9 protein-coding genes are annotated in these 22,786 nt (G+C 61.2%); 6 read left to right on the top strand and 3 right to left on the bottom strand.

Going from position 1 to position 22,786, the window contains the following annotated elements:
- Nucleotides 1–22 precede the first annotated feature (22 nt).
- From AC07RM_RS12495 to AC07RM_RS12470, 6 genes are all read left to right on the top strand, one after another.
- Nucleotides 23–454 carry a FliM/FliN family flagellar motor switch protein gene (locus AC07RM_RS12495; RefSeq protein ID WP_495334662.1) on the top strand — a complete coding sequence of 144 codons (432 nt, stop codon included), beginning with the start codon at nucleotides 23–25 and terminating at the stop codon, nucleotides 452–454.
- Between the two features lie 281 nt (nucleotides 455–735).
- Nucleotides 736–1,020: a flagellar biosynthetic protein FliO gene (locus AC07RM_RS12490; protein ID WP_495334661.1), complete on the top strand. Its 285-nt coding sequence runs from the start codon at nucleotides 736–738 to the stop codon at nucleotides 1,018–1,020.
- A gap of 35 nt (nucleotides 1,021–1,055) precedes the next feature.
- A complete protein-coding gene (gene fliP, locus AC07RM_RS12485) occupies nucleotides 1,056–1,766 on the top strand; it encodes a flagellar type III secretion system pore protein FliP (RefSeq protein ID WP_495334660.1) in 711 nt (236 codons plus the stop codon).
- A 9-nt stretch (nucleotides 1,767–1,775) separates the two neighbouring features.
- Nucleotides 1,776–2,645 carry a sigma-70 family RNA polymerase sigma factor gene (locus tag AC07RM_RS12480; protein WP_495334659.1) on the top strand — a complete coding sequence of 290 codons (870 nt, stop codon included), beginning with the start codon at nucleotides 1,776–1,778 and terminating at the stop codon, nucleotides 2,643–2,645.
- A complete protein-coding gene (locus AC07RM_RS12475; protein WP_495334658.1) occupies nucleotides 2,642–3,820 on the top strand; it encodes a tetratricopeptide repeat protein in 1,179 nt (392 codons plus the stop codon). Before AC07RM_RS12480 ends, AC07RM_RS12475 begins: the two co-directional genes overlap by 4 nt.
- Before the next feature lie 191 nt (nucleotides 3,821–4,011).
- Nucleotides 4,012–4,356 (top strand): hypothetical protein, encoded by a 345-nt coding sequence (locus tag AC07RM_RS12470; protein ID WP_495334657.1) that lies wholly within the window; start codon nucleotides 4,012–4,014, stop codon nucleotides 4,354–4,356.
- Here the strand turns inward: AC07RM_RS12470 and AC07RM_RS12465 are convergent.
- The 3 genes from AC07RM_RS12465 to AC07RM_RS12455 all read right to left on the bottom strand — a co-directional run bounded on the left by AC07RM_RS12465 (nucleotide 4,353) and on the right by AC07RM_RS12455 (nucleotide 22,514).
- Nucleotides 4,353–4,745, bottom strand: a complete 393-nt coding sequence (locus tag AC07RM_RS12465; RefSeq protein ID WP_495334656.1) for an IS66 family transposase — start codon at nucleotides 4,743–4,745, stop codon at nucleotides 4,353–4,355. The genes AC07RM_RS12470 and AC07RM_RS12465 overlap by 4 nt on opposite strands.
- Before the next feature lie 491 nt (nucleotides 4,746–5,236).
- Nucleotides 5,237–5,647, bottom strand: a complete 411-nt coding sequence (locus AC07RM_RS12460; RefSeq protein WP_495334655.1) for a hypothetical protein — start codon at nucleotides 5,645–5,647, stop codon at nucleotides 5,237–5,239.
- 1 nt (nucleotide 5,648) lies between these two features.
- On the bottom strand, nucleotides 5,649–22,514 hold the full coding sequence (locus tag AC07RM_RS12455) for an Ig-like domain repeat protein (protein WP_495334654.1): 16,866 nt from the start codon (nucleotides 22,512–22,514) through the stop codon (nucleotides 5,649–5,651).
- Between the last annotated feature and the right edge of the window lie 272 nt (nucleotides 22,515–22,786).

The raw sequence follows: 22,786 nt of genomic DNA, 5'->3' as shown, positions 1-22,786 counted from the left end.
ACTTCCTTCTCCAATGTATTCCATGACCGATCCTTCCGTTCGAGCTCCCTCGATGGCGACTGCCGTGCAATCGTCGAATCCAATGCCCGTCGCGTCCTCTGCCCCCACCGATGCAGCCGGGGTGCGCGCACAAGCCCTGAGCTTCAGCGAGCTTTCGCACGCGCCGCAGGCTGGAGCTGCGCCCGCAATCCCGGGGTTGGCCGCAGGTGCCGGCACGTCAAATCCGCTGCATCGCGTGAAGGCCAGGCTGACCGTGTGTGTGGGCACGGTCGAGGTGACCGTCGGTGAGCTCATGGCTGCTAAGGCGCAGCAGGTCCTGCGGCTCGATACGACGGTGGATGAGCCGGTGGATGTGCTGCTGGAAGGGCAGGTGGTCGCGCGCGGTGTGCTGGTGGCGGTGGGCGAGCAATTCGGTGTCCGAATCACCGAGTTGCCAAGCCTCCTTGTGCCGTGAGTGCCTTGTTTGGATCGATTCGCCGCTTCGCCGCGGGGAGTAGTGTTGGGGTGCTGATGCATCAAGCCGCGAGCTCGCCCCTTGCTGGCAACGAGTCTGTGCCAGCGGACCGCTCACCGTCCGGGATCGCCACGAGCCTGCCGCTGCGGCGGGACGACACCGCACCGTGGCACGCCGACGGGGTTGGTGTCCCGGGGGCCCTGGTCGTCGTCATGCTGGTTCTCGTATGCGCAGCATGGCTTTTCTTGCGGCGCAATGGTTGGAAGCGTCGAGGCCTCGACATGCTCGCAGCGATCGATGGCGGCGGCGTCACGCAATCGCGTTTCGCCACCCGTTGGTGGCGGCTCGTCGGTCCCCGCAGGACAGTCCAGGCGCTGAGAGTCGGTGAATCCGTGCGGCTCACACCTCGCGCCAGCATTCATGTGGTGCACTGGGACGGGCTGGAGTGGATGCTGGGCTGCACGGACGGCAGCATCATGGTGCTCGGGAAAAAGAGCGATCCGCAGAGGCAGGATTTGCCGGCGTCCGATGCCGAGGTGGGCGCTGGCGCAGCCCGACAAGCATGAAAGGGCATCGAATCTTCAGGTCGCTCGCGATCTGCGTGTTGGGCTTCCTGTGCCTCGTGCCAGGCGCCTGGTCGCAGGCCGCGCGCGCGGCCGCGGCTGCGACGCCCACGCCGTCCACGGAAACCGCGCAGGCGCTGCGCGTCGTGCTGGGCCTCACGGTGCTCGCCATCTTGCCGGCGCTATTGGTCTGCGTGACGTCGTTCCTTCGAACCATCATCGTGCTGTCGATGTTGCGCCATGCGATCGGCATGCAGGAAACGCCACCCAACTCGGCAATGATCGGTCTGGCCCTGTTCTTGACCCTCTTCATCATGTCGCCAGTGCTGCAGAAGATCAATCAGGATGCGTTCCAGCCCTTCATGGAGGGCAAGCAATCCATGGAGGTTGCCTACAAAAATGGGACCGTGCCGTTGAGGGAATTCATGGTACGTCAAACCCGTGAACAGGACCTTGCGTTGATGGTGGAGTTGTCCAAAGCCAAGGCGCCGCAGTCCATGGATGACATCAGCAATGTGCAGCTGGTGCCGGCATTCATGTTGTCGGAATTGCGCGCGGCCTTCCAGATCGGCTTCGTCATTTTCTTGCCGTTCTTGCTCATTGACCTGGTGGTGGCGACGATCCTGATGGCACTGGGCATGATGATGATGCCGCCCGCAACCATCAGCCTGCCGCTCAAGATACTGATGTTCGTGCTGATCGACGGATGGAGCCTGGTGCTCAAGGCCCTTGTCGGATCGTTTCATTGAATCGATGCAATGACTGCGGGCGATCCCTTGTCGCGTGCGCCCTACGGGGCGCCCGAGCTGACTGCGTTGGCAGCCGAGCACGCCACGGTGCGCGGCAAGGCATCGGAACATCTCGACGTCCAGAAGAAGGTTGACCAGCACGAGGCCGAAGCGCTGCTGTGGCAACAGCACATCGAATCGAAGGACCCGCAGGCGCGCGAGGCTCTGATCCTGCTGCATCTTCCGTATGCAAAAGCAGTGGCCGGCGGTCTGTATAGGTTGCATGTCCATCACGAGACGGAGTACGCGGAGTATGTGCAGTGGGCGACTCTGGGGTTGATCGAGGCACTGGACCGATATGATCCCCGACGCGGGGCGCAGTTCAGGACATACGCCTACGCACGGATGCAGGGCGCAATCCGCAACGGCCTGGAGCATGTGAGCGAGCGGCAGGAGCAAATCAGCCTGCATCGCAAGCTCACGGCGGAGCGCCTGGCCGCGCTGCGCAGCAGCCGGGAGCTTGATTCGCCGAGCCTTTCCGCCTCCGAGCTCTTGAGTGGCATGGCGGAAGTCAGCGCCGGCATGATGCTGAGCTTCATGCTTGACGATACGGGCATGCTGCAAGCCGAGGACAGCGCACTGCCGGACGGTTGCTACGAATCTCTGGTTTTCAAGCAAGAGCAACACCGTCTTCGAGGCCTGATCCAAGAACTCACGCCGCGCGAGCAATCTGTTGTTCGTCTGCACTATCTTCAGGGTCTGCCTTTCACGGACGTCGCCCAGTCATTGGGTATTACCAAGGGGCGCGTGTCGCAACTGCATGAGCAGGCGCTAGGGCGCCTGCGCAGGCTGATGATGCCATCGGCCATTCAACCTCCAGAATCAGGATCTGCCACATGACCGATGCTCATCCGCCCGCCGATTCGACCGCCACAGACGCGCGACTGCAGCGTTTGCGGAGCCATCTAGAGTCAGACCCCGAGAACCTGCGTCTTCGCGCCGATATCTTTGACCTAGCCCTCGCACTCGGCGCATTCGACATGGCGGAACAACAGACAACCTGGGTGCTGACGCGGCTTCCCCAGGATTTCGGATGGCGACACCGCATGGCCTTGATCGGGATGGCCAAGGCACGATGGGAGGAAGCGGAGCTGTTGCTGACGAGTCTGATCGACGAGGGGCAGGGCGACCCCATTCTTGCCTATAACCTGGCGTATGTTCATTTTGCGACGGCGAGGTACATCGAAGCGCTTGACAGAGTTCGGCCAATAGTGGCAACGCATGTTGAAACCGTGCCGCAGAGTCTGGTGCTCCTGTTGCGTTGCTTGCATCAAACCGGTGCTATCGAAGAGGCGCTGGAGATCTTCGAGCAGCACACAGCGCGCGCGACTTCAGCGGAGGCTTTTGGCGTCGCAGGCCTGTTGGCCTTGGATGCCAACGATCTGCCACGAACCTTGGCGTGGGCCACGCATGCGCTGAACATGAATGGAAAGCAGCATGAAGCGCTTGTGGCTTTGGGTACTACGCTCCTTGGCGAGAACGATGCCGATGGCGCGTGGGGGTTCTTGTCAGAAGCGTTGACGCAGCGGCCCGACGATGGACGAACGCTGGCTGCATCGGCAATGGCGCAGCTGTTGCGCTCGGATCTAGACGCTGCTCGCGAGCTGTTTGGGCGCGCGGTGAAATTCATGCCCCTGCATCTCGGTACTTGGTTGGGCCTTGGCTGGTGCGATATCGTCCGGAAAGATCTCGATGGGGCTCGGATTGCCTTCGAAGCGGCGTTGGGGTTGGACGGGAATTTTGGAGAAAGCCATGGCGCCATGGCGGTCGTCGAAGCCCTTCAAGGCAGTTCGGGACAGGCCGAATCATCGATTCGACGGGCGCTCAAGTTAGATCCAAGGGGGCTGAGTGCACGATACGCCCAAGCGGTATTGAGTGGCGATGCTGCTGATCCTCGGAAATTCTTGAGCATCGCGAGCGATGCACTGGGTCAGCATCATGATGCAAGAGGACGGTCCTTCGTCGATCTAGTGTCTGCGGGATCTTTTGCGCGGAATACGGCACCGCATGGATAGCTGCATATCTAAGTTTCGGTCATCTGGGTCCGTCATGCGGCTAGATGAGAGTAGGCCGCTGGCCGTTCCATATGGGTGGGAGGCGGACGACATGGGAGCCGTCGGCTTCTGAGTGCTCCATCTTGAAGTTAGCTCTGTCCGTCGCCGCCATCGTTGTGGCGGCAAACTCGGCAACTGCGTAGTGCACAAACGTGATCACACTCCAAGTCATCTACAAAAGAGACCGTATCCTTGCCCACTACCTGACGATGGGCAAGAACAGCGGAGGGCATCTAGTAACCGTTTACCCCGGTGGAAGCTTCATGGGGTATTCATTCGAAGAGCTGGCAACCATGGGTTCGGGGGCGCACGATGTCGAAGCCCTGGCCTCACATGACTTCCAGAACACGGGCCAGCCACCCGTCTATCAATCGCGGTGGCGCTCCGAAGTAGCTCGATTTGAAGAGGTGTTGTTTGGTTACCAAGTTGGCGCCTACACCTCCCTTGAAGTGCTCGCAGTTGCACAACAGGTGAATGCAGTAGCAGCAGCCGATTAGTACGACGGTCCGGCCCTGTGGACGTATGCGGTCGCGGACGTCCGGCGATGAGGCAAGCGCTCGTCAATGCGGCTGTTCAGGTGCGTGGGCAGGCGCTCCAGGACGTCCTTGAGATAGGCATGCGGATTGTGGCTGCACAGGCGAGCCGACTGCGTCAGGCACATCACGATGGCGGCGTGCTGGTCAGCCAGTTCGCTGCCTACGAACAGCCAGGCGCGGCGTCCCATTGTCCATGAGCGGATTCGATTTTCTAAGTGGTTATTGTCCACCGGCAAGTCGCCGCCGACCAGGTTGTGCGTCAGCGCAGTCCAGGCATCTAGGCTGTAGCTCAAGGCCTTGGCCGCCGCCGCGCCGTCGGGCACCCTGGCGCGCTCGAGTTGCAGCCACAAATGCAGTTCGTAAGCGAACAGTCATCCCACTTAGACTTAGTGATTCTCCACGGACTGCAGATTGGATCGACTCCGGCTTCAGGAAGTGGCTGAGGGCCTCTCCGGTCAGTCGACCCGCCCGTAGGCCGGCGCTCACCGATTTAAGAATCGGGCGGGTAGTCATCCAGACTAGGTAGTGGATCCACATCAAGGTACGCAATCAGCGAGGAAACTTGCGCAGTCGGTGCAGCGGGAAGTGGCGCAAAGACTTTCGCGTAGTGCCGCTTCAAAGCTCGATAGCGCGCAGATGGTAGCCGTTTCCAGCACGCGCTAACGGCCTGCGGCGCTAGGGCTAAAAAGAAAGGGACAGCTAGCCTGTCTTTCACAAAGCCCCTTCTTCAAGAACTGGAGATCAACCGTCAGCCCAACGACTGCATCCACAGGAGCAAAGGGATGCCCGCACTGTGCTCATATTTAAGAAACATGCCTTTCCGCAATTCTTTGATGAACATTCAGGCTGGGCTAGGAAGCCGCTCTAGTAATCTTAGCAAATCATCTTTTCTGGGACTTCTCTGAGACTCAAGGTAGTTGTAAATTTCAATAAGCCTTTCTTTTGTTTGCGCAGGCATTTTTACTGAAAGATTGTCAAGCTCTGATGCAGCGACTGAAGCAACCTGCATAAAATCTGAGTAAAGTAGTCTTATTAACAGTTGTTTCGATCGCGGATCATCTAGCAGTCCGGCCGCTTCGGCGCAGCGCTCTTGCCAAAAAGCTGGCTTTGCTAGTAAAACATTTTCAAGCAAAGTCCAATCTAATGCGGAAAATTCGCGTAGCTTTTCCGCCGCCCAATTTACACTTATCTCTTGCCATCCTGATTCCATTTCGCCCAGTAGTTCGTTGAACTCATTATTAATATGACTCATGCTATTTCCTCGGCGGCTGTATTGGCTTCATTCCGGTTGGAAAAGAAGATGTAACGATTCCATTGTCTTTAATTACTTGCCACTGTACACCTTTTAGGGTGTATGTGTGAATGGTAGTTGTGATGCCATTGGCTTCGCGTAGCACCATTCCTGGTGCCTCAGATGCTGCGTTTCCAGCGTTTATTAGATCGGAGTTGCTCCACGAACGAGGTGCGATTGTATGAATGTTAGGCGACTTTGCTTTTGAAAATCCGATTGAGCCGTCTTTTCTGAGAATGGTGCCTTTAAAGTCTGTTACAGAAATAGTGCCGTCGGCATTAACGGCAATATTGGGGTTCATTTGATATAACGGGTTATTCAACACATCGGGAGAGTGCCCGCCGATAAATTCGTTCGTTCCAGGCTTGCCCGATCCGAATAAGACTTTTTTGTCCAACTCCGTGAGTGGTCCAATGAAATCTACATCACCAACCGGGTGAGATCCAGGGGGGTAGGTTCTGGTGAACGCAACAAATTCGGACTCGGTGGCGGGTAGAGAGAACTTGGGTGCTGAAAGGCGCGGCTCAGATACTCCGCCGCCGCTGTATAGCATAGATGCTATTCCCACGTCGCTCATGCCCGGGTTGTTCATGATATCGCTAGGCTGCAACGTACCGCGAGACGATCCTGCTTCGCTTAAAGCAATTTGAGCACTTATAATTGAACGCTGCTCATCGGGGGTGGCATATCCTCTAGCTGAATTGAGTTGGGCGAGCGCACCCAGCAACTGATCGCGTGTCTGAGTGCTGCTATACGCCAAATGTTGTGCGCTATCGGCCAATTCGGCCACATTGGGATGACCGAAATTTTCCGTGAGGTAATCTTCTGCCGCTGACTCAGTTCTAGGGCCTGCACCGTTTGCCATGGCGAGAAGTTGCGTGGGGGTAGGAGTTCCGGCGCCAAATTCCACGTACGCGGAATAGGGATTCAACGGTCCTGCTCCGCTGGCAAGGGCATCCAGTTGGGCTGGCTGAAGCCCCGAGTTCAAAGTAAAAAGGCGAATATAGCCGCCATTGCGATCTTCGCCGCTATCAATTCGATTTTCGACAACGTTGGACGGCTGGATGGTTGGGCCTTGGCCAGTAGGTGTCATCCATTTAACTGCCCCCGCCGCCGCATCGTTATTGAAACCAAAACCGCCGGCAAGCTCAGCAGGGGCTCCAAAGTCATAAATTGGCACTGTTCCATCCGAGCGCATACTGGCATCGACACTGACTGCTGCATTCGAGACTGCGGCTGTTCCAATGCCAAGACCCTGACCGTCACTGTCCATTGGAAAAAATGGGATCGGCTGCACTGAACTAAGTTGGTCGGTATCTGGGTCACCGCTGCTCTGGGTGAGCTCCGCTAAACTACTGCCAAGCTCATTACCAAATGCATCAGTCACGATGCCTTCGACATCAATCCGACCTCCTCGCACGACTGCCGTTGTCAATCTCTCGGCGATTCCGGCCACGGTCCCTCGAACAAGTGACTCGCCGAAAAATCCAAGATCGCTGAAAACCCCCGGTGCGGGCGGGCCTGCTTGACCATCGGGCAGGAATTGAGTGCCGAGCGTCTGATTGGCCGCCGCGCCAACCCCCGCTCCGACGGCTGATGCGGCAACCTCCTTCCAGCTGAAATGACTCTGCACACCCAGCGCGATAGAAGCACCCTGCGTTGCCACATTCGAAATGGCCCCTCGCGCCACGGTCGGTAGAAATTCGCTTCCCGACAACAGGCCTGTTCCGGATGCCACACCGGCTAAACCGCTCGAGACGCCGGCACCGATCGCTCCGATGGCGACTTGGCTCCAACTGAAGCTGTCCTGCGCGCCAATCGCGATTCCAACGGCCTGGCTTGCGATGGAGCCGACTGCGCCGCCGACGGCGCTTGCGGTGAGACTGCCGCCACCGAGCGCACTCAGACCAGCACCGAATGTGGTTGTAGTTGAGGCTCCTTCGACGGCCAACAGTTCTGATGTCGCGCCCGCCGTGTAGATCGTGACCACCACGGCCACGACCGCCATGATGATCTGACCAACACCACCACAGCCATGGTGGCCCGGCGAACCGCCGGCCGGCGTTGGCAACTGAGGCGTGGTCGAACCCACGATCCGACCAGGATCGTAGGGAGCATAAGTGCCGGCGTTGTTGTGCACCCCGCCCACCTTCGTGGGGATGTTGAGGATCTGCCCGACGCGCAGGTCGGCGTCGCCGCTAATGCCGTTGGCATCCGCAATCAGGTACCACAGCGAGCTGTCACCGTAAGCCGACAGCGCAATGTTCTTCAGTGTGTCGCCCGCCTGAACCGGATAGGACCCAGTGGCGGCTGCCGGATAGGAGTTGGTGACCGGCTGATAGGCCAAGTCGAAATCGCCTTTGCCGCCGTTGATCGACGCACCATAGACCGCCAAAACCTCGCCATTGACCACAAGCTGGCGCACGGCCTGTGCCCCTGTCTGTTCGTTCACCAAGGCGTTGCCCTGCGCATCGTTGTGCAGCGTCCTTGTGCTGGTGAGCAGAGGAGGGGTGACAACTTCGACCGTGCCGGTCAAGAAGCCGTTGACGTCATAGGTCAGGGTCGTGGTGCCGGCAGTAACATTGTGGGAGGTGACGTTGTAGGCCTGTACGGCTTCCGCATGTTCGTCGTAGCCGTCTCTTTTCTCCTGCTGCAGGGCATGCGTTTCGATGATGAAACTGCCACCTGCTGCACGCACCACGCGATACCCAAGGAGGTTGCCCGCGGCGTCATAGCCGCTTGCCCCCGGAATGGCCGGCTGATCGAACGGTCCAGGCGTCTGCGAAGGGGCGAACTGCTGGTAGTAGGTCAGCGTCGTGAGGCTGAAATCGGCGTTGTTCAGAACAATCTGCGAGATGACACGACCGGCTGCATCGTAGGTCGTCGTGGTGCTCGTAGTGCCTGGCACGTCGGGATTGCCCTGGGAAAGGGCCGCGACGTATGCAGCAGGCAGCAGGCCGGAGGGACCGGACTGCACCACCCGGCTGGCACCGTCGTAGAGACGCACGTCGAGCGTGATCGCACTGTCCTCGCCCAGTTCGACGACGGAATAGATCGGCGCGTTCGTGCCGGGTTGGACGCCCGTTTGGACCTGCTGATAGGCGCCTGTCGCCACCCTGCTGAGGCGATTCATGCTGTCGTAGTCGTACCACTGCGTCTGGATCGCCGACTTGGTCGCATATGTGAGCTGGACTTCGCCTGGGTGACCTGACGCGTCGTAGTTCTGCACATACTGGGGCACGACCTCGGTTCCCCAGGACTTGTCGGACTTCCGGTTGCCGTTCTTGTCGTACGACAGCAGGTGCCCCTGCGTACTGGTGATGTTGCTTAGATCCTGCGCGTTGTTGTTGTGTGCGCCGTCCGCCATGATCTGGCGGTTCATGCTGTCGTAGGCGTAGTACAGGTTTTGCGTCTGTCCGCCGCTGGCCGTGCTTTGGAAGAGCTTGTTGCCCACGTTGTCGTACTGGATGGAGATGGTCACGCCGTCCGCCGCACTGACGTTTCTCAATCGTCCCAGTCCGTCATAGCCCAGGGTCTGGTTCTGGTAGATGACGCCGTTCTGAACAGTTTTCTCCAGCACGTGCTTACCGGCCTGGTTGTAGGCGTAGTAGGTCTGCTGATTGATACCGGCATCGTCGATCTCGATGAGCTGCCCCGCTCCATCGTAGATGTAGCTCTGGCTCTGGCCGCGAGTGTTGGATTGCGCAATGAGTTCGCGTGCCGCGTTGTACTGAAAGGAGTAGGTCGCACCACCGATATCGGTATGGCCAGTGAGCTCGCCGAAGGCGTCATAACTCCAGGTGGCGAGGGAGCCGTTGGCATCCTGCGACGCAGTCTTGTGGCCCTGGGCATCGAAGGTGGTGCGAGTGATAAAGCCGTCGGCGTCCTGCGTGGCGATCACGTTGCCGCGCAAGTCGTACCGGTACGAGGTCTTTGCACCATTGCCGTCGATCTCCGCAATCTTTCGGCCCGCCGCGTCGTATTGGCTGTACGAGACCAGGTCGGCCTTTCCGCCGGTTGCTCCTGCCACATTGTTGCCATGGTAGATGTCCATGCCGAGGTGGGTCACGGACGTGTTGCGGCCTAGCAGGTCATAGCCATAGTAGGTCTTGTTACCCATGGCATCGACGAGCTCCACTCGGTTGCCGAATGCGTCGTAGCTGTGCGTGACGACACCGCCGTCGGCATGCACTTCGGTGGCCAGTTGTCCGTTCGCGTCCCAGGTCTGGCCATTGACGTGGCCGTTGGCATCGAGGACGGCGACCTGCCTGCCGAGCGCGTCATAGAAGATCTGCGTGACCGGCCCCGAGCCTGTCACGCCATCGGCCGTCGGCTGGACCTGTTTGATGAGTTGATTGTTCTGGTTGTAGGTGTACTGCGTCACATACGACGCGTTGCGTATGTCACTCTCGGTGAGCACGTTGTTCCAGCGATCGTAAGTTCTGTAGATGACCGGCCGGTATGCCACTGCATCCGTGCTGTCCTTGCGCAGTGCCATCGTCTGCGTCAGTACGCGCCCCAGCAGGTCCAGATGGTTGTCAGTGCGCTGAACGCCGCTGTTGCCCAGGAGGTCGGCCGCCTGGGCGCTTGCAACCGTGCCGAGATCTGTGGTGCCGGCGCTCGTCAGCAGCGCGGTCTGTTGGCCCTGCAGGTCATGCAGCGAGATCTTGACGGTGCCGTCGTCGGAATTCGTGCGCCAGATCGCGCCTGAGTTGTCGTACTCGAAGTGTTCCTGGTACTGGGCCGTCGAACCCGTCGAATAGGTTCCCCGTTGAACGATCTCGCCGAAGGCGTTCCAGACCATGCCGATGGTGACGGAACCGCTCTGTGACTGTCCCTGCACAACGATGCCGCCACCGCTGGTCACGCTGGTGGACGCAGGCGTGATCACGGCGGTTTGCCTGCCGAGCGCGTCGTACTGGAAGATCGTGTACAGCACGTGAGACTGGTTGTCCATGTCTCCACCGCCGACGTCCTGCCACGTCTTGACGACCCGGCCGGCAATGTCGTAGGACATGTACTGCGCATGACCCATGGCATCGTCTATCTCGATGGCATTGCCATCGCGATCGTAGTGCGTGTGTGTGACCCGGTCATGGGCCCCCTGGTCGCCGGGGCCCTCGACCCCGATGCCGGTGTAGCCAGTTTCGGTCGCGGTGGTGGCACCCGCGGCGTATTCGATCTTCTCGACCACGTTGCCCAACTGATCGCGCTTGAACACCGTCAGCGGAATCAGGGTCTGCCCGGTAACTGCATCTTTTCTCGCAGGACCGGCAACGGCCTTGATGTGGCCAAGCGCGTCGTAGTACGTGAACGTGCTGTTGCCCAACTCGTCGGTCGTGCGGATATTGTTGCCCAGCGCGTCGTAGGCATAGCTGGTCGTGATGCCGGTCGTGTTTGGATTGGTGCTCGGGCCTGTGCTGAAAATGGCCTGGAGCTGGGTTTGCACGATCTTCCGGTTCTCCTTGTCGTATCCGTAGAGGATCGTGCGATCGTCGATGCTGTACGCCGGAGAGGTATAGCCGGTCAGCGTCACATTGCCAGCGACCTTTGCATGCTGGGTTGCTGCGGTGATGTTTCCCGCAGCGTCGAAGCTTTGCGTCGTGAGATAGCCTAGCGCGTCGATCGACGCGATCTGCTGTCCTCTCTTGTCGTAGTAGTAGGTCGTGTTGGCCCACGTGCCGGAGGGCTGGTCCGCCAGCTTCGATGTGCGGACGACCTGGCCGAACGCATCGTAGGTCGTGGTCGTGACCTCCGATGCCTGATAGCCCTGGCCATTGCCGTTGTTCACCCAGGTCGCAGGTTGAGTGACCTGGATGGCACGTCCCAGGCGGTCGTACGCGGTCGCGATGGTTCGGTCCGATGCGTTGGGGACAAGCGCGTGGCTCACCTGGTCGACGCTCGGGGCGTTTGCCCCGGCCGGGGTCACCGCGCTGTTGAGCGTCGTGGGCTGCGCGTAGCGTGTCAGCGCCACCACATTGCCCAGGGTGTCGCGCTGATAGCCTGTCACATAGCCGAGTGCGTCGATCTCATACTGGACCCGGCCGAGCTGGTCATAGGCCTTGGTACTGATGTTTCCAGCGACATCGACATTGACGATGGCCTCGCCGAAGGCGTTGTACACAACCGAGGAGACCGGAGTTCTCAGGATTTCGGAGCGCGCGCCGTTCGCCCCGCTCGCGCTGTTGTCGGTGTTGACTGTATCGGCTGCGGGGTTGTAGACCGCTACCTGGGGGCAGGTGGTCTGGACCTGGTGCCCTAGCGTGTCATAGGCGTAGGAGGTCGTGCGCGCCAGCGCCGTGCCCGCGGCTTCGGTCCGGCTGGTCAGGCGGCCGAGGGCATCGTAGGTCATGCGGGTGACAACGGACGACGAGTCGTAGTCGACGGGGCTGGCCGCGTGTTCCGCGGTCATGTGGCCCGCCGCGTCGTACTCGTACAGCCAGCCGGTCACCTTCTTGTTGAAGAAAGCGACCTTGTTTCCTACTCCGTCGTAGGAATAGGTCTCCTTGGCTCCCAGGGCGTCGGTCGAAGCCACCAGTTCCCCCGCCGCGTCATAGGCGAAGCTGTGCGTCTGATCCGTTGAGGCGTGGGGCAGGATGGCATTCGCGATGGCGTTGGCACCGGCTCCTGCGACCAGATCGACCGACGGGCGGGTGAACAGCGTGGTGGAACTGATGCGGCCGACGCCGTCGTAACGGGTTTGCGTGACATAGCCGAGCGCATCCACCGCGTAGATCTGCCGGCCGGCCCTGTCGAAGGCCGCGAGCATGGTGCGGTCGGCCGCTGTGTCGGGGTGGAGAAGCGACTGGATATCGCTCGGCTTGGCGAGCGTCGGGATCGCGCCTGTGGATATCGGATGGGCGAACGCGATTCGGGCGATCTCGTTGCCGTTGGCGTTGTAGACACTCTGCGTGGTGTCGCCGAGCGAGTCAACGGTGAACACCCTGCGATCGGCTGCATCGTACGCAAAGTATTCGACGCGATCCGCCGAGTTTTGCGAGACAAGCGTCGTGAGGCTGTCCAGAGATGGAACGTTGCCGCTGGAGGCCGGCGCAGCAATGCGATTGGCGTAGCTCGTGTGGCGAACCACGTTGCCGTTGGCGTCGTAGGTGTTGCGCGTGACGTCTCCCAGCGCGTCGACGGTGAGGGTCAGGCGTCCGGCGCTGTCGTACGCGAAGAGGTCGGTGCGGTCGGCGGCGTTGCCGGGCACGCTGCTCGGCGAAAGCGTGGCCGCGATCTGGGTCGCATAGTGCGTCTGCCGCACCAGACGACCATCGCCGTCGTACTCGTTGTGGGTGACTGCCCCGGAACCGTCTGCGCTCCAGGTCAGGCGATTGGCTGCGTCGTAGAGGGCGCGGGCGTGCGAGTCCCTCAGTGGCTGGGCCACGCGGGCGACGGCGGCGTCAAGTGCCACCTTGGTCGCCGCCGTGCTGGTCGGAACGGCGCTTGCATAGCCGATGCGCTCGAGAACATTGCCATTCGCATCATAACGGATCGCCATGACGGCACCGGTGCCATCGATCGTGTAGATGGGGCGATTCAGCTCGTCGAAGACGGTACGCACATGCGCGTCATGGGCGGGGTCGGACGCGATGTCGGGGACTGTTCCCGGTGTCCAGGCCTGAGGACCGTCGTAGATGTGCGAGAGGTCGATCAGGTTGGCGAACGTGGTACTTTCAATCAGGTTTCCCGCGCCGTCGTAGACATAGCGCTGAACGGCGCCTCGACCGTCGACGGTATCCACGAGTCGACCGTCGCGGTCATAGACGCGATATAGAGCGGCGTCCTGCGTCGGCTCGGACTGGACCGCGGCATCCAGCGACGCCGCATCGAACCAGCCGCCATGGGAGGAGTCGACGTCGATCGGTGTGACGAAGGAGGTCGTCTTTGAAATGCGGCCTTCGGTGTCGTATTCGATCTTCTGTACGCCGCCTTCGGCATCCACTGTGTAGACCAGGCGGCCGTCGATGTAGGCAAATCGGGTCTGATTGCCGGCCGGATCTGTCTGCGAGCGCAGGTTGCCTGCAGCATCGTACGCATAGGTGGTGGTCAGGTTGAGGCCGGCGGGATCCACCCGCATCGAGGTTCGCCTGCCGAGGTTGTCATAGCTGTAGGCAGTGACGGTGCCTGCGGGACTTGTCACGCTCAGGACCTCTCCCGCTGCGTCGTAGGAATAGGTCGTGCGCAGGTTCAGGCCCGCCGGGTCTATCACCTGACTGAGCACCCGGTTCTTCAGGTCATAGGCATAACTGGTGATGCTGCCTTGAGGATCGGTGACGCTGATCTGGTTTCCGCGTGCGTCGTAGGCGTAGGTCGTCTTCAGGTTCAATCCGCCAGGGTCAACGATGCGGGTCAGCACTCGGCCAGCGGCGTCGTAGCTGTAGCGGGTCTGCTTGCCATTGGCGTCCACGGAAACACTCAGAAGCCCCGCGTTGTCGTATTGGTTGGAGCTTCCCGTCAGAGGCGTCTGAACGCCAGTCAGATGACCATCGGCGTCGTAGGTGTAGGTGGTCGTCTTGCCGTTGCCATCGGTGACGCTGTGAACTTGACCCTCACGATTGTTGATCGTCGTGACAACGACGTTCTCGGGTGTTGTCATGACGACCGTGTTGGTGGCGGTGTCGTAGCGGTAGTTCGTGACGGCACCCATTGCATCGGTCTGCGTCAGCACGCGATTGAATGCGTCGTAGCTTGCCGTGCGTCGGGCGCTTGTCGGATCAACGGTGACGATCAGACGACCCAGGCGGTCGTAGTCATAGGTTGTCGTGTCGTGGTTGGGATTCGTTTCGGAGATCTTCCGGCCGAAGGCGTCGTAGGAAGTCGTTCCGAGCACGGTGACGGTGCCTCTGGTGTCGACCTTGTTTTGTACGGCCAAGCCACGCCTGTCGAAGATGGTCTGGTTTTCCAGGACATAGCCCGCGCTTCCATTGCGCCGACTATCTATGGCTTCTCGGAAGGCGTCATAGCTGTAGGACGTGGTGACGCCGAGTGCATCCGTGAGCGTTGCCAACGTACCAGTGCTGTTGTAGGTGTACTTGGTGTGCGAGTCGAGCGTGCTGTTGCGCACGGCGTCGAGAGCGGCGGTGAAAGTCGAATTGACAAGGCCGCCGGCCTTCGTTCCGACCAGTCCTGCCAAGGCAATGCGGCTGCCGTAGCTGACCTGATCAATCAGTTGGCCCAGGGCGCTGTACTGACGCTCGGTGACTTCACCGAGGGCATTCACGGTATCGGTCAGGCGGCCCGCCGCGTCGTAGAAGAACAGGGTGCGGTTCCCGTCAGCATCGGTGGTGCTGGTGCGCCGGCCTGCGGCGTCGTAGGTGTGCGTGATGCCGTACTGCGCCCAGATCGCGTCGATCTGGGCCTGTGTCTGGTTCCCGGTGAGCAGCGCGCTGCCTCGGCCGCTCAGCTCGCCGACGAGATGTCCTTGAACGTCGTAGCGCTGGGTGAGCGTACGCTGATCGGCGGTGCCAAGCGCAGAGGTGCTTCGCAGGAGATGGCCGACGCTGTCGTAGGCGAACTGGGTTACTGTCCCGTCGGGCGTTGTCTGTGAGGTCAGTTGGTTCGCCGCGCTCCAGACTTGCAGCGTCACTTGATCCTTGGACGACGAAGCTGGTCGAACCTGGGTCAGCGAATGAGCGCCAGCCACCGAAACTGCAGGTGTGGCGTAGCGGATGATTTGCGACGTGTTGCCGTTGTTGTCGTAGACAAATTCGCTCAGGAATCCTTCGCCATCGATCTGGCCGACATGCTGGCCCCGCGCGTTGTAGAAGTCGTAGCTGTGGATGTCATGTGCATTGGTCGTCGGCACCAGGCCGCTCAAGCTGCCACTGGCGTGCGCCGCCGCAACGGTGGCAAGGAAGCCTTGTGGATCGGTGAAGTTCGGCACCACGTTGGCATAGCGCACTGTCTCGACGAGCTCGCCGGCGTCGTTGTAGCGGTACTCGGTCAAATAGCCTTCGCCGTCTATGCTCGCGCGCAGCTCGCCGTCGTGACCGTACAGCTGCGTTGCCGTGCGGTCGGTGCCGGCGTCGATGCCGACCTTGATGAGGATATTGCCGGCCGTTGTGACGGTCTGGCTGAATTGCAGCAGGCTCGTGCTGTTGCGATCGTCTCCTGAGTAGGTCGCATAGAAGGTGTGCGTGCCCACAGGAAGGTTGATGTCCGACAGCGTGGCGAGTCCGCTTGCGTCGACGATGGCGGTGCCCAACAGGATGTTGCCGTCGAAGAAGCTGACCTCTCCGCCTGGCGCGTGCCCCGTGACCCGTACGGACAAAGGGCCGTTCTTGCCGACGGAAGACGCAGAGGTCAGCGCCAGCGTTGTGGGTGCTGTCACCACCGTCTGAGAAAGCGAGGCCGTTGTGACGCTGGGGTTGTTGCCGTCCCCGGCATAGACTGCATTCAAGGTGTTCACGCCAACGGGCAGGTTGCTCACGGTCAGCTTTGCAACACCGTTGACCAGGGTCGCCGAGCCGATGAGGACGGTCCCGTTGTAAAAGAAGACAGTGCCTGTCGGCGTGGGCGGCCCCTCGATGTTCCAGACCGTCGCGGTCAGGGTCACCGGTGCGCCGTATGCGACCTGTGCACTCGAGGACGACAGCGTGGCCTTCGTGTCGTGCTGTACGGGATTCTGCTGAATCGTGACCGCCTGCGACTCGGTGCTTCCTGACGCCAGGGCACCGGCACCGCCGCCATAGCTCGCGGAAATCAGAGCCGATCCCAGGGGCAGTGCGGTGGTTGTGAGCGTGGCGATGCCGTTGACGACGGTGGCCGTACCGATGGCGACACCGTGGTTGTAGAACGTGACCGTCCCGGTAGGCGGTGCGCCGGAGTAGCTCACCCCGGGTTGATCGATGGCCCAGTCCGAGTACGGATCGACGGTGGCCGTCAGGGTCACCGGGCTGCCGACCTGAGCCAGGTCCGGAGAAGCGGAGATGCTGGTTTGCGTTTCGGTCTTGGTGACGTCAACGTGGAGACTGACTTTGGCCGCGCCGTTGTGCGTGTCGCCCGAATAGACGACCGTGAGGTCATGCCCGCCGGCCGAGAGCGCCGGGATGAGCCTGCCGTCCGCGTGCGGGTCGGTGAAGCTGAAGATCAGCGTTTGTCCGTCGAAGACGCTGTACGTGCCGGTCGGCGGGGAGGAGTTGCCGTCCATCCGTTCCACGAGCATGGAGAACGGCCAGCCGGATGACATGTTGTGGGCGTCGAGCGAAAGGACGCCGGTGCCGACGACCGGCAGCGTTCCGCCGCCCGAGCCTGTGACCTGGATGGATGGGCCGCTCGAGGAGACATTGCCGAAGTTGTTCGCGTCGCCGGCGTAGCTGACCCTGATGGCGTTGGCGCCTGCGGGCAGTCCGGAAACCGACAGGACTGCGACGCCGTTGACGAGAGTGGCCTTGCCCAGCAGGGTCGTTCCGCTGAAAAAGACCACTTCGCCCGTGGGCGAGGCGCCTGTCAGGCGCGCCGTCAGGGTGACGGTGGTGCTGGAGGTCGCCGTCGTTGCAGAGGCACTGACGGCAAAAGTCGGCGTTGCCTGCACGATCGTTTCAAGCAGGTTGCCGACGCTACCTGCGTTGCTGGTGTCGCCGCTGTAGGAGGCGCTCAATGGGTCGGAACCCAAGGGCAGGTTGCTGACCGTCAGAACGGCTTTTCCGTTGACGACGTTGGCCGTTCCCAGCAGCGTGCTGCCGTTGTAGAAGCTCACGGTCCCGCCGCCGATCACACCCGACCCTGAATCCGAAGTCACCGAAGCGGTCAACGTCACCGGCTGGCCCACGCCCGCGGTCGTACTGGACGCCGCGAGCGTCGTGTGCGTCGGTGCTGCTTGGCTCGACGCCTGCACGGTCACCGAAAGCGGCGAACTGGTGCTCGCCGCGGTCGCGGCATTGCCCGCGTAGCTGACGGTGATGCTCGCCGCTCCCAGGGGCAGAGAGCTTGTCGTGAGCGTGGCGACGCCGTTGACGATGGTTCCTGTTCCGATGGGGACACCATGGTTCAGGAAGGTGACCGTCCCGCTGGGCGGGACGCCTGAATAGATGACGTCTTCGTCCGAGTACCAGTCCGAGTAGGCTTGGATCGTTGCGGTCAGCGTGACAGGCGCGCCCTGGACCGCATTCGATGTCGACGCAATGACCTGGGTCTGCGTCGTGCTCGGTGCGACCACAAGATGCATGGCTCCGGATGCCGCGCCGCCATGCGTGTCGCCGGAATAGATCACCGTGAGGTCGTGAGCTCCGACCGACAAGGTCGGCAGAAGGATGTTCTTTCCACCGTCCAGATTGGTGGTGGTCAGAAGCAGCGTCTGACCGTCAAAAATACTGTAGGTCCCGGTGTTGGGGTAGCTGGTGTCGGCCTGGAAGGCAAAAACCGTGATGGGCCAGCCTCCCGTGGGGGATGGGCCTTGGACGTTGAAGTCGACGAAGCCTGTGTTGATGGGCGGAATCGTTCCATTGCCCGATCCTCCCGCGACATGGATCGTGGGTCCGCTGGCGGAGATGCTGCCGAGATTGTTGGCGTCTCCTGCATAGCCTGCGCTGATGATGTCGGTGCCGAGCGGCAATCCGGATACGACGAGCGTTGCTGTTCCGTTGACCAGCAGCCCTTTGCCCAGGAAGGTGGCGCCGGCAAAGAAGGCGACCTCGCCACCCGGGCTCGAACCGCTGACGTGTGCCGTGAGCGTGACGGAGTCGTTGCGCGTCGCGCTGGTCGCGGAGCTCGTCAGCGTGACGGAGCTCGGTGTCTGCGTTGCCGCGGCGCTGGATGCGTTGGTGTTCGCCGCATGTCCGGTGCCGCCTGTGGAGGAGACCACGACCTGGGTTGCCGTGCTGGTGGACGCGGTGGCGTTCGAATTGCCCGCGTAGCTGGCCGTGATGTTGGCTGTGCCTTGAGGCAGGGCGCTGGTGGTGAGCGTGGCCACGCCGTTGACGACGGTTGCGGTCCCGATAGCCGTGCCGTTGCAGTAGAAGGTCACTACGCCAGCCAATGCGGGGCCCGCGTAGGCAATGCCTTGGCCATTGATGGCCGGAGCATCGGCCGCGACGGTTGCCTTGAGCGTGACCGGGACGCCTGGTTGTGTCGACGAGGGCGAGGCCTCGATCTGCGTGGTTGTCTTCGTGGGACCCACGACGATGTGTGCGGATCCCACCGCCGCATAGGTCTCTGGTCCCTGGGTGTCGCCGGCATAGATGACGGTCAGATCATGCGCACCGGCCGACATCGGGGGGAGATAGATCTCTCCGCCCTGGGGATTTCTGAAGCTGAAGATCAGCGTCTGTCCTTCGAAGACGCTGTAGACACCGGTAGACGGCTCGACGAAGGCAAATGTCTGGATCGGCCAGCCTACCGTGGGCGGCTGACCCTCGGCAAAAAACTCAACGCTGCCCTGGACGACAGACGGAAGATTCCCGCTGGGAGGGGTTCCAGTGACAGGTATGGAGACGATGCCGCCGAGGTTGAACCCATCGCCACCATAGCTCGCACTTGCGACGTTGCCGCCTGGCAGGCTGCTGACCTGCAGCGTCGCGCGTCCGTTGACCAGGCTGGCTTTGCCCAGGTAGGTCGTGCCGCTGAAGAAGGCCACTTCCCCCGTCGGATTCGCGCCCGTGGCCTGGGCGGTCAGCGTGAAGTTCCCCCCTGACGACGTCACCGCCAAGGTCACTGCGGCAGGGATGGGTTGGTCGGGAGGCTGGCTCGAGGCGTGAGTCGGGTCGCCCTGATAGACGGCCTTGTACTGGGAGACCTCCAGCGGCGCGTTAAGCTGCAGCGTCGCTTGGCCATTCACGAGTTGAGCGGTGCCGATGATCGCGTTGCCCTTGTAGAAAGTGACCGTTCCGGTGGGGAAGGTGTCTCCACGTTGCGATCTCACCGTGGCGGTCAGGATCGGAGCGTTGCTCTCACCGCTTGTGTACAGGGTGGTGGTGGTCGGTATCGCCTTGACTTCGATCGACTTTTGCTGTTTCGAGCTGATGTAGCTCAGGTCGCCGGAGTACACCGCGACGAGATTGGCGGTTCCCACAGGCAACCCGCTGTAGACCAGGGTCGCGACGCCGTTGACGACGTCGGCGGTGCCGAGCTCCACATCTCCGTTGTAGAACGTAACCTTTCCAGTCAATCCCGCAGGCGTGGATGCGGATGAGACGGTGGCGGAGAGCGTGATCGGGATGCCATAGTCCGCCGCGCTGCTGGAGGTGCTCAGGCTGAGGCTGGTCGGCGTCGTCGCCACGATCTTGGTGAAGATCTCCGATGTGCTCCCGGCGTTGTTCGCATCGCCCACGTAGATGGCCTGCAACGCATTGGTGCCAACCTTCAAGGCGTTGGTGACCAGGGTTGCCACGCCATTCACGACGACCGCGCTGCCGAGCAATGTCGTGCCGTCGAAAAAACTCACCATGCCGCCGGGTGCATGGCCCTGGACTTTTGCGACCAGCGTCGTCGCGTCGCCGAGTGCGATGGAGGTCGTGTCCGTGCTCAGAACAACCTGCGTGGGAGGATGCACGGGCACCTGTTCGATCAAGGCGTTGGTACCGTCGCCGAGATATCTGGTATCGATCGGGTTTGCCAGCTTGGTGACGGAAGCGATACGCGAAGCACCGTCATAGGTGGTCTGCGTCGCGTAGCCTTGCGCATCGATCTGTAGTACCAGTCGGCCGGCGCTGTCGAAGATCGTCCACGCCTTCTGATCCTGCGCCGAGACGGCAGGCCGGATGTTGTCCAGCGTCAGCCCGGAGCCCCAAAAAGTGAGAGGAGCTCCGTGCGCATCCAGGAGGCGGCTGGTGTCGACCTTGCCCGCGTAGGCGGTGGTGCAGAAAATCTGATTGTTCTGGTTGTAGGCGTACTCGGACAACTCGCCCAGCGAATCGATATCCGCGATTTTTCGGCCGGATGCGTCGTACATGAGCCAGTGGCGCACGCCGGTCGGATCCTGGGTCATCAGCAGATGGCCGTCGCTGTCGTAGAAGTTCGATGTCGTTCCAAGCACCGTCGATCCATTGCTCTGCACGATGCTGACCAGACGTCCGGCGTGGTCGTAGGTCGAGATGGTGGACAGTCCGTTGGCCAACTTGAGTGTGACTTTGCCGTTGGCATCGTCGTAACTCGTCAGCGTGACGTTCGGCGTTGTTCCGTCGAGGGACGGACCGGTCACGGAAACGAGGCGATTGAGACCGTCGTAGAGGTAGTTGGTGGCGCTCGCCGCATTCGGGTCGATGCGCTGGATCAGGTTGCCTCTTTGGTCGTAAACGTAGTGCGTGACCAGGGCGCCTGCCGCCACCCCCAGGCCGGTAGAGGCGATGCTCGCGAAGGTCGTGCTGGTTTGCAACTGGCCACGAAAGTCATACGCGAAGTCGGTACGCAGCGTCTGCGTCAGGTCCTGACTGCCGGACCAGGTCAGCATCTGCGCTTCGGTCGGCGTGGCCGTGAGTCCCAATGCGCCGGTGTCGTAGTGGCCGGCGGCGTAGCTGATGCTGCTGGTGCGAAGGCCGGTGGGGCCGTACCGATACTCGGTGACCTTTCCCTCCGGGCTGATGCTGAAGCGCAGCAGGGTCGGATTCGCGCTTGCGTAAACATAGCGCGTTGTCTCGGGCGCGCTGGCCGCCACCCCTGTCTTGGCGGCTGCCGCATAGACCGTGTGGGTGGCGACCTGATTGGCCGCGTTGTATGTGAAAACTTCGGTATCACCGAGAGGGTCCACGCGGCTCGTCAGGTTGCCGTGGGCGTCGTATTGAAACTGGATGCTGTGGCCCGAGGCATCGGTCAGAGAAGCCACTTCGCCCAGCGCGTTGTACGTGTAGCCTACTTGCGAGAGGCCGGTGCTGTTTCCTGCCGTGACGCCATTGCGGATCAGCGTCAGCTCTCCCTTCGCATCGTAGGTGTACTGGGATGAAGCTCCCAACGCGTCAGTAACGGTCGTGGTGTTCGTGGTCGTGTTGTAGCTGAAGCTGGTCGCCTTCCCGAGGCCGTCGACGACGGAGGCGATCCGGTAGGCGCCGCCCACCTGCACATAGGTGAACGCCATGCTCGTGCCGTCGCTTTGCGTTACGCTGGCAATGCGCGTGCTGGTTCCGTCGTAGGTGTAGGTCGTGACGTAGTTCGTCAGGGTCTCGCTGCCCGTCGGAAGCGTGCCTGCCGGGGCAAGCTTGACACTGACCGAGGTCAGTCGATTCTGCGCATCGTAGGCATAGGTCACTTCGCTGAGCGTCTGCCCCGATTGAAGGGTCGTGCTCAGACCGACGAGGTTGTTGCCCGAGTACGTGTAGCTGACGGCTTCTCCATCCGCGTCCGTGACCTTGGTGAGATGGCTGCCCGTGTACTGGAAGGTCAGCGTGTTGCCGTCGGCGTCCGTCGCCGATTGAATCAAGCCTGTTCCTGTCCCCGCATAGCGCTCGGTCGCGCCGGTGGCGCCGTCGGTCCACGTGAAACTCCCATCCGTGTTGGCCTTGATGGTGCTTTGAACCGCTCCGGCGCTGAACGTCTCCCTATAGGACTGGCTGGCCGCGTCCCACGCATAGCTGGCGATCGAACCGTCGCTGTCCGTCCGCTGGAGCGTGCCCCCGACGTTGACGACAGACTTGTACTGGCCGTTTTGCCATCCGTCGTTGTTCGTGAAATTGGCCGTTCCCTGGCTGTTGTAGGTACGCAGGGACGCGACGCTTGCGCCGACACCCATCAGGAGACCATCCAGATCTCGAAGGATGAGGTTCCCGTTGGAGATGTTGACGAAAGCGCTTTCACCGTTTCGGCCTTGCGCGCCGGTTCCGAATTGGCCGAGCGCGCCCAGCGCCCTCAGGGAGCTCAGGTTGAGACCCAGGCCGTTACCGCTGACGATTGCCACCATGCTTGTCTTCCCGTTGGAAATGCTGCCAAGAGAGACGAAGACCCTGTTCAAAGGGCAGATGGCCGTCAGACCCCGTTCGTCGCTCGCTTGGTGGGGTTGTCCGCGTCTGTGGGCGGATGTTTAGGTGAGTACGGTGCTTTTCTTTTGCTGCGAAGATTTCGCTGACAGCACCCTAAACTTCGACGGGAAACGCGGGATAACCAACGATGGCGGACCTCGGGCGATCGCTGACGATGGTTTTCGGCGATTCTGCCGTCTGGGAAGCTTCCCGA

The sequence above is a fragment of the Variovorax sp. GW821-FHT09B05 genome, from assembly GCF_059418265.1.
The sequence above is the reverse complement of the archived record's forward strand: the minus strand, read 5'-3'. Positions and strand labels throughout refer to the sequence as shown.

Coding starts and splice junctions, on each gene's coding strand:
- AC07RM_RS12460 (WP_495334655.1), bottom strand. CDS start 5,647: ATGAGTCATATTAATAATGAGTTCAACGAACTACTGGGCGAAATGGAA.
- AC07RM_RS12480 (WP_495334659.1), top strand. CDS start 1,776: ATGACTGCGGGCGATCCCTTGTCGCGTGCGCCCTACGGGGCGCCCGAG.
- AC07RM_RS12490 (WP_495334661.1), top strand. CDS start 736: ATGCTCGCAGCGATCGATGGCGGCGGCGTCACGCAATCGCGTTTCGCC.
- AC07RM_RS12495 (WP_495334662.1), top strand. CDS start 23: ATGACCGATCCTTCCGTTCGAGCTCCCTCGATGGCGACTGCCGTGCAA.
- AC07RM_RS12455 (WP_495334654.1), bottom strand. CDS start 22,514: ATGGTGGCAATCGTCAGCGGTAACGGCCTGGGTCTCAACCTGAGCTCC.
- AC07RM_RS12475 (WP_495334658.1), top strand. CDS start 2,642: ATGACCGATGCTCATCCGCCCGCCGATTCGACCGCCACAGACGCGCGA.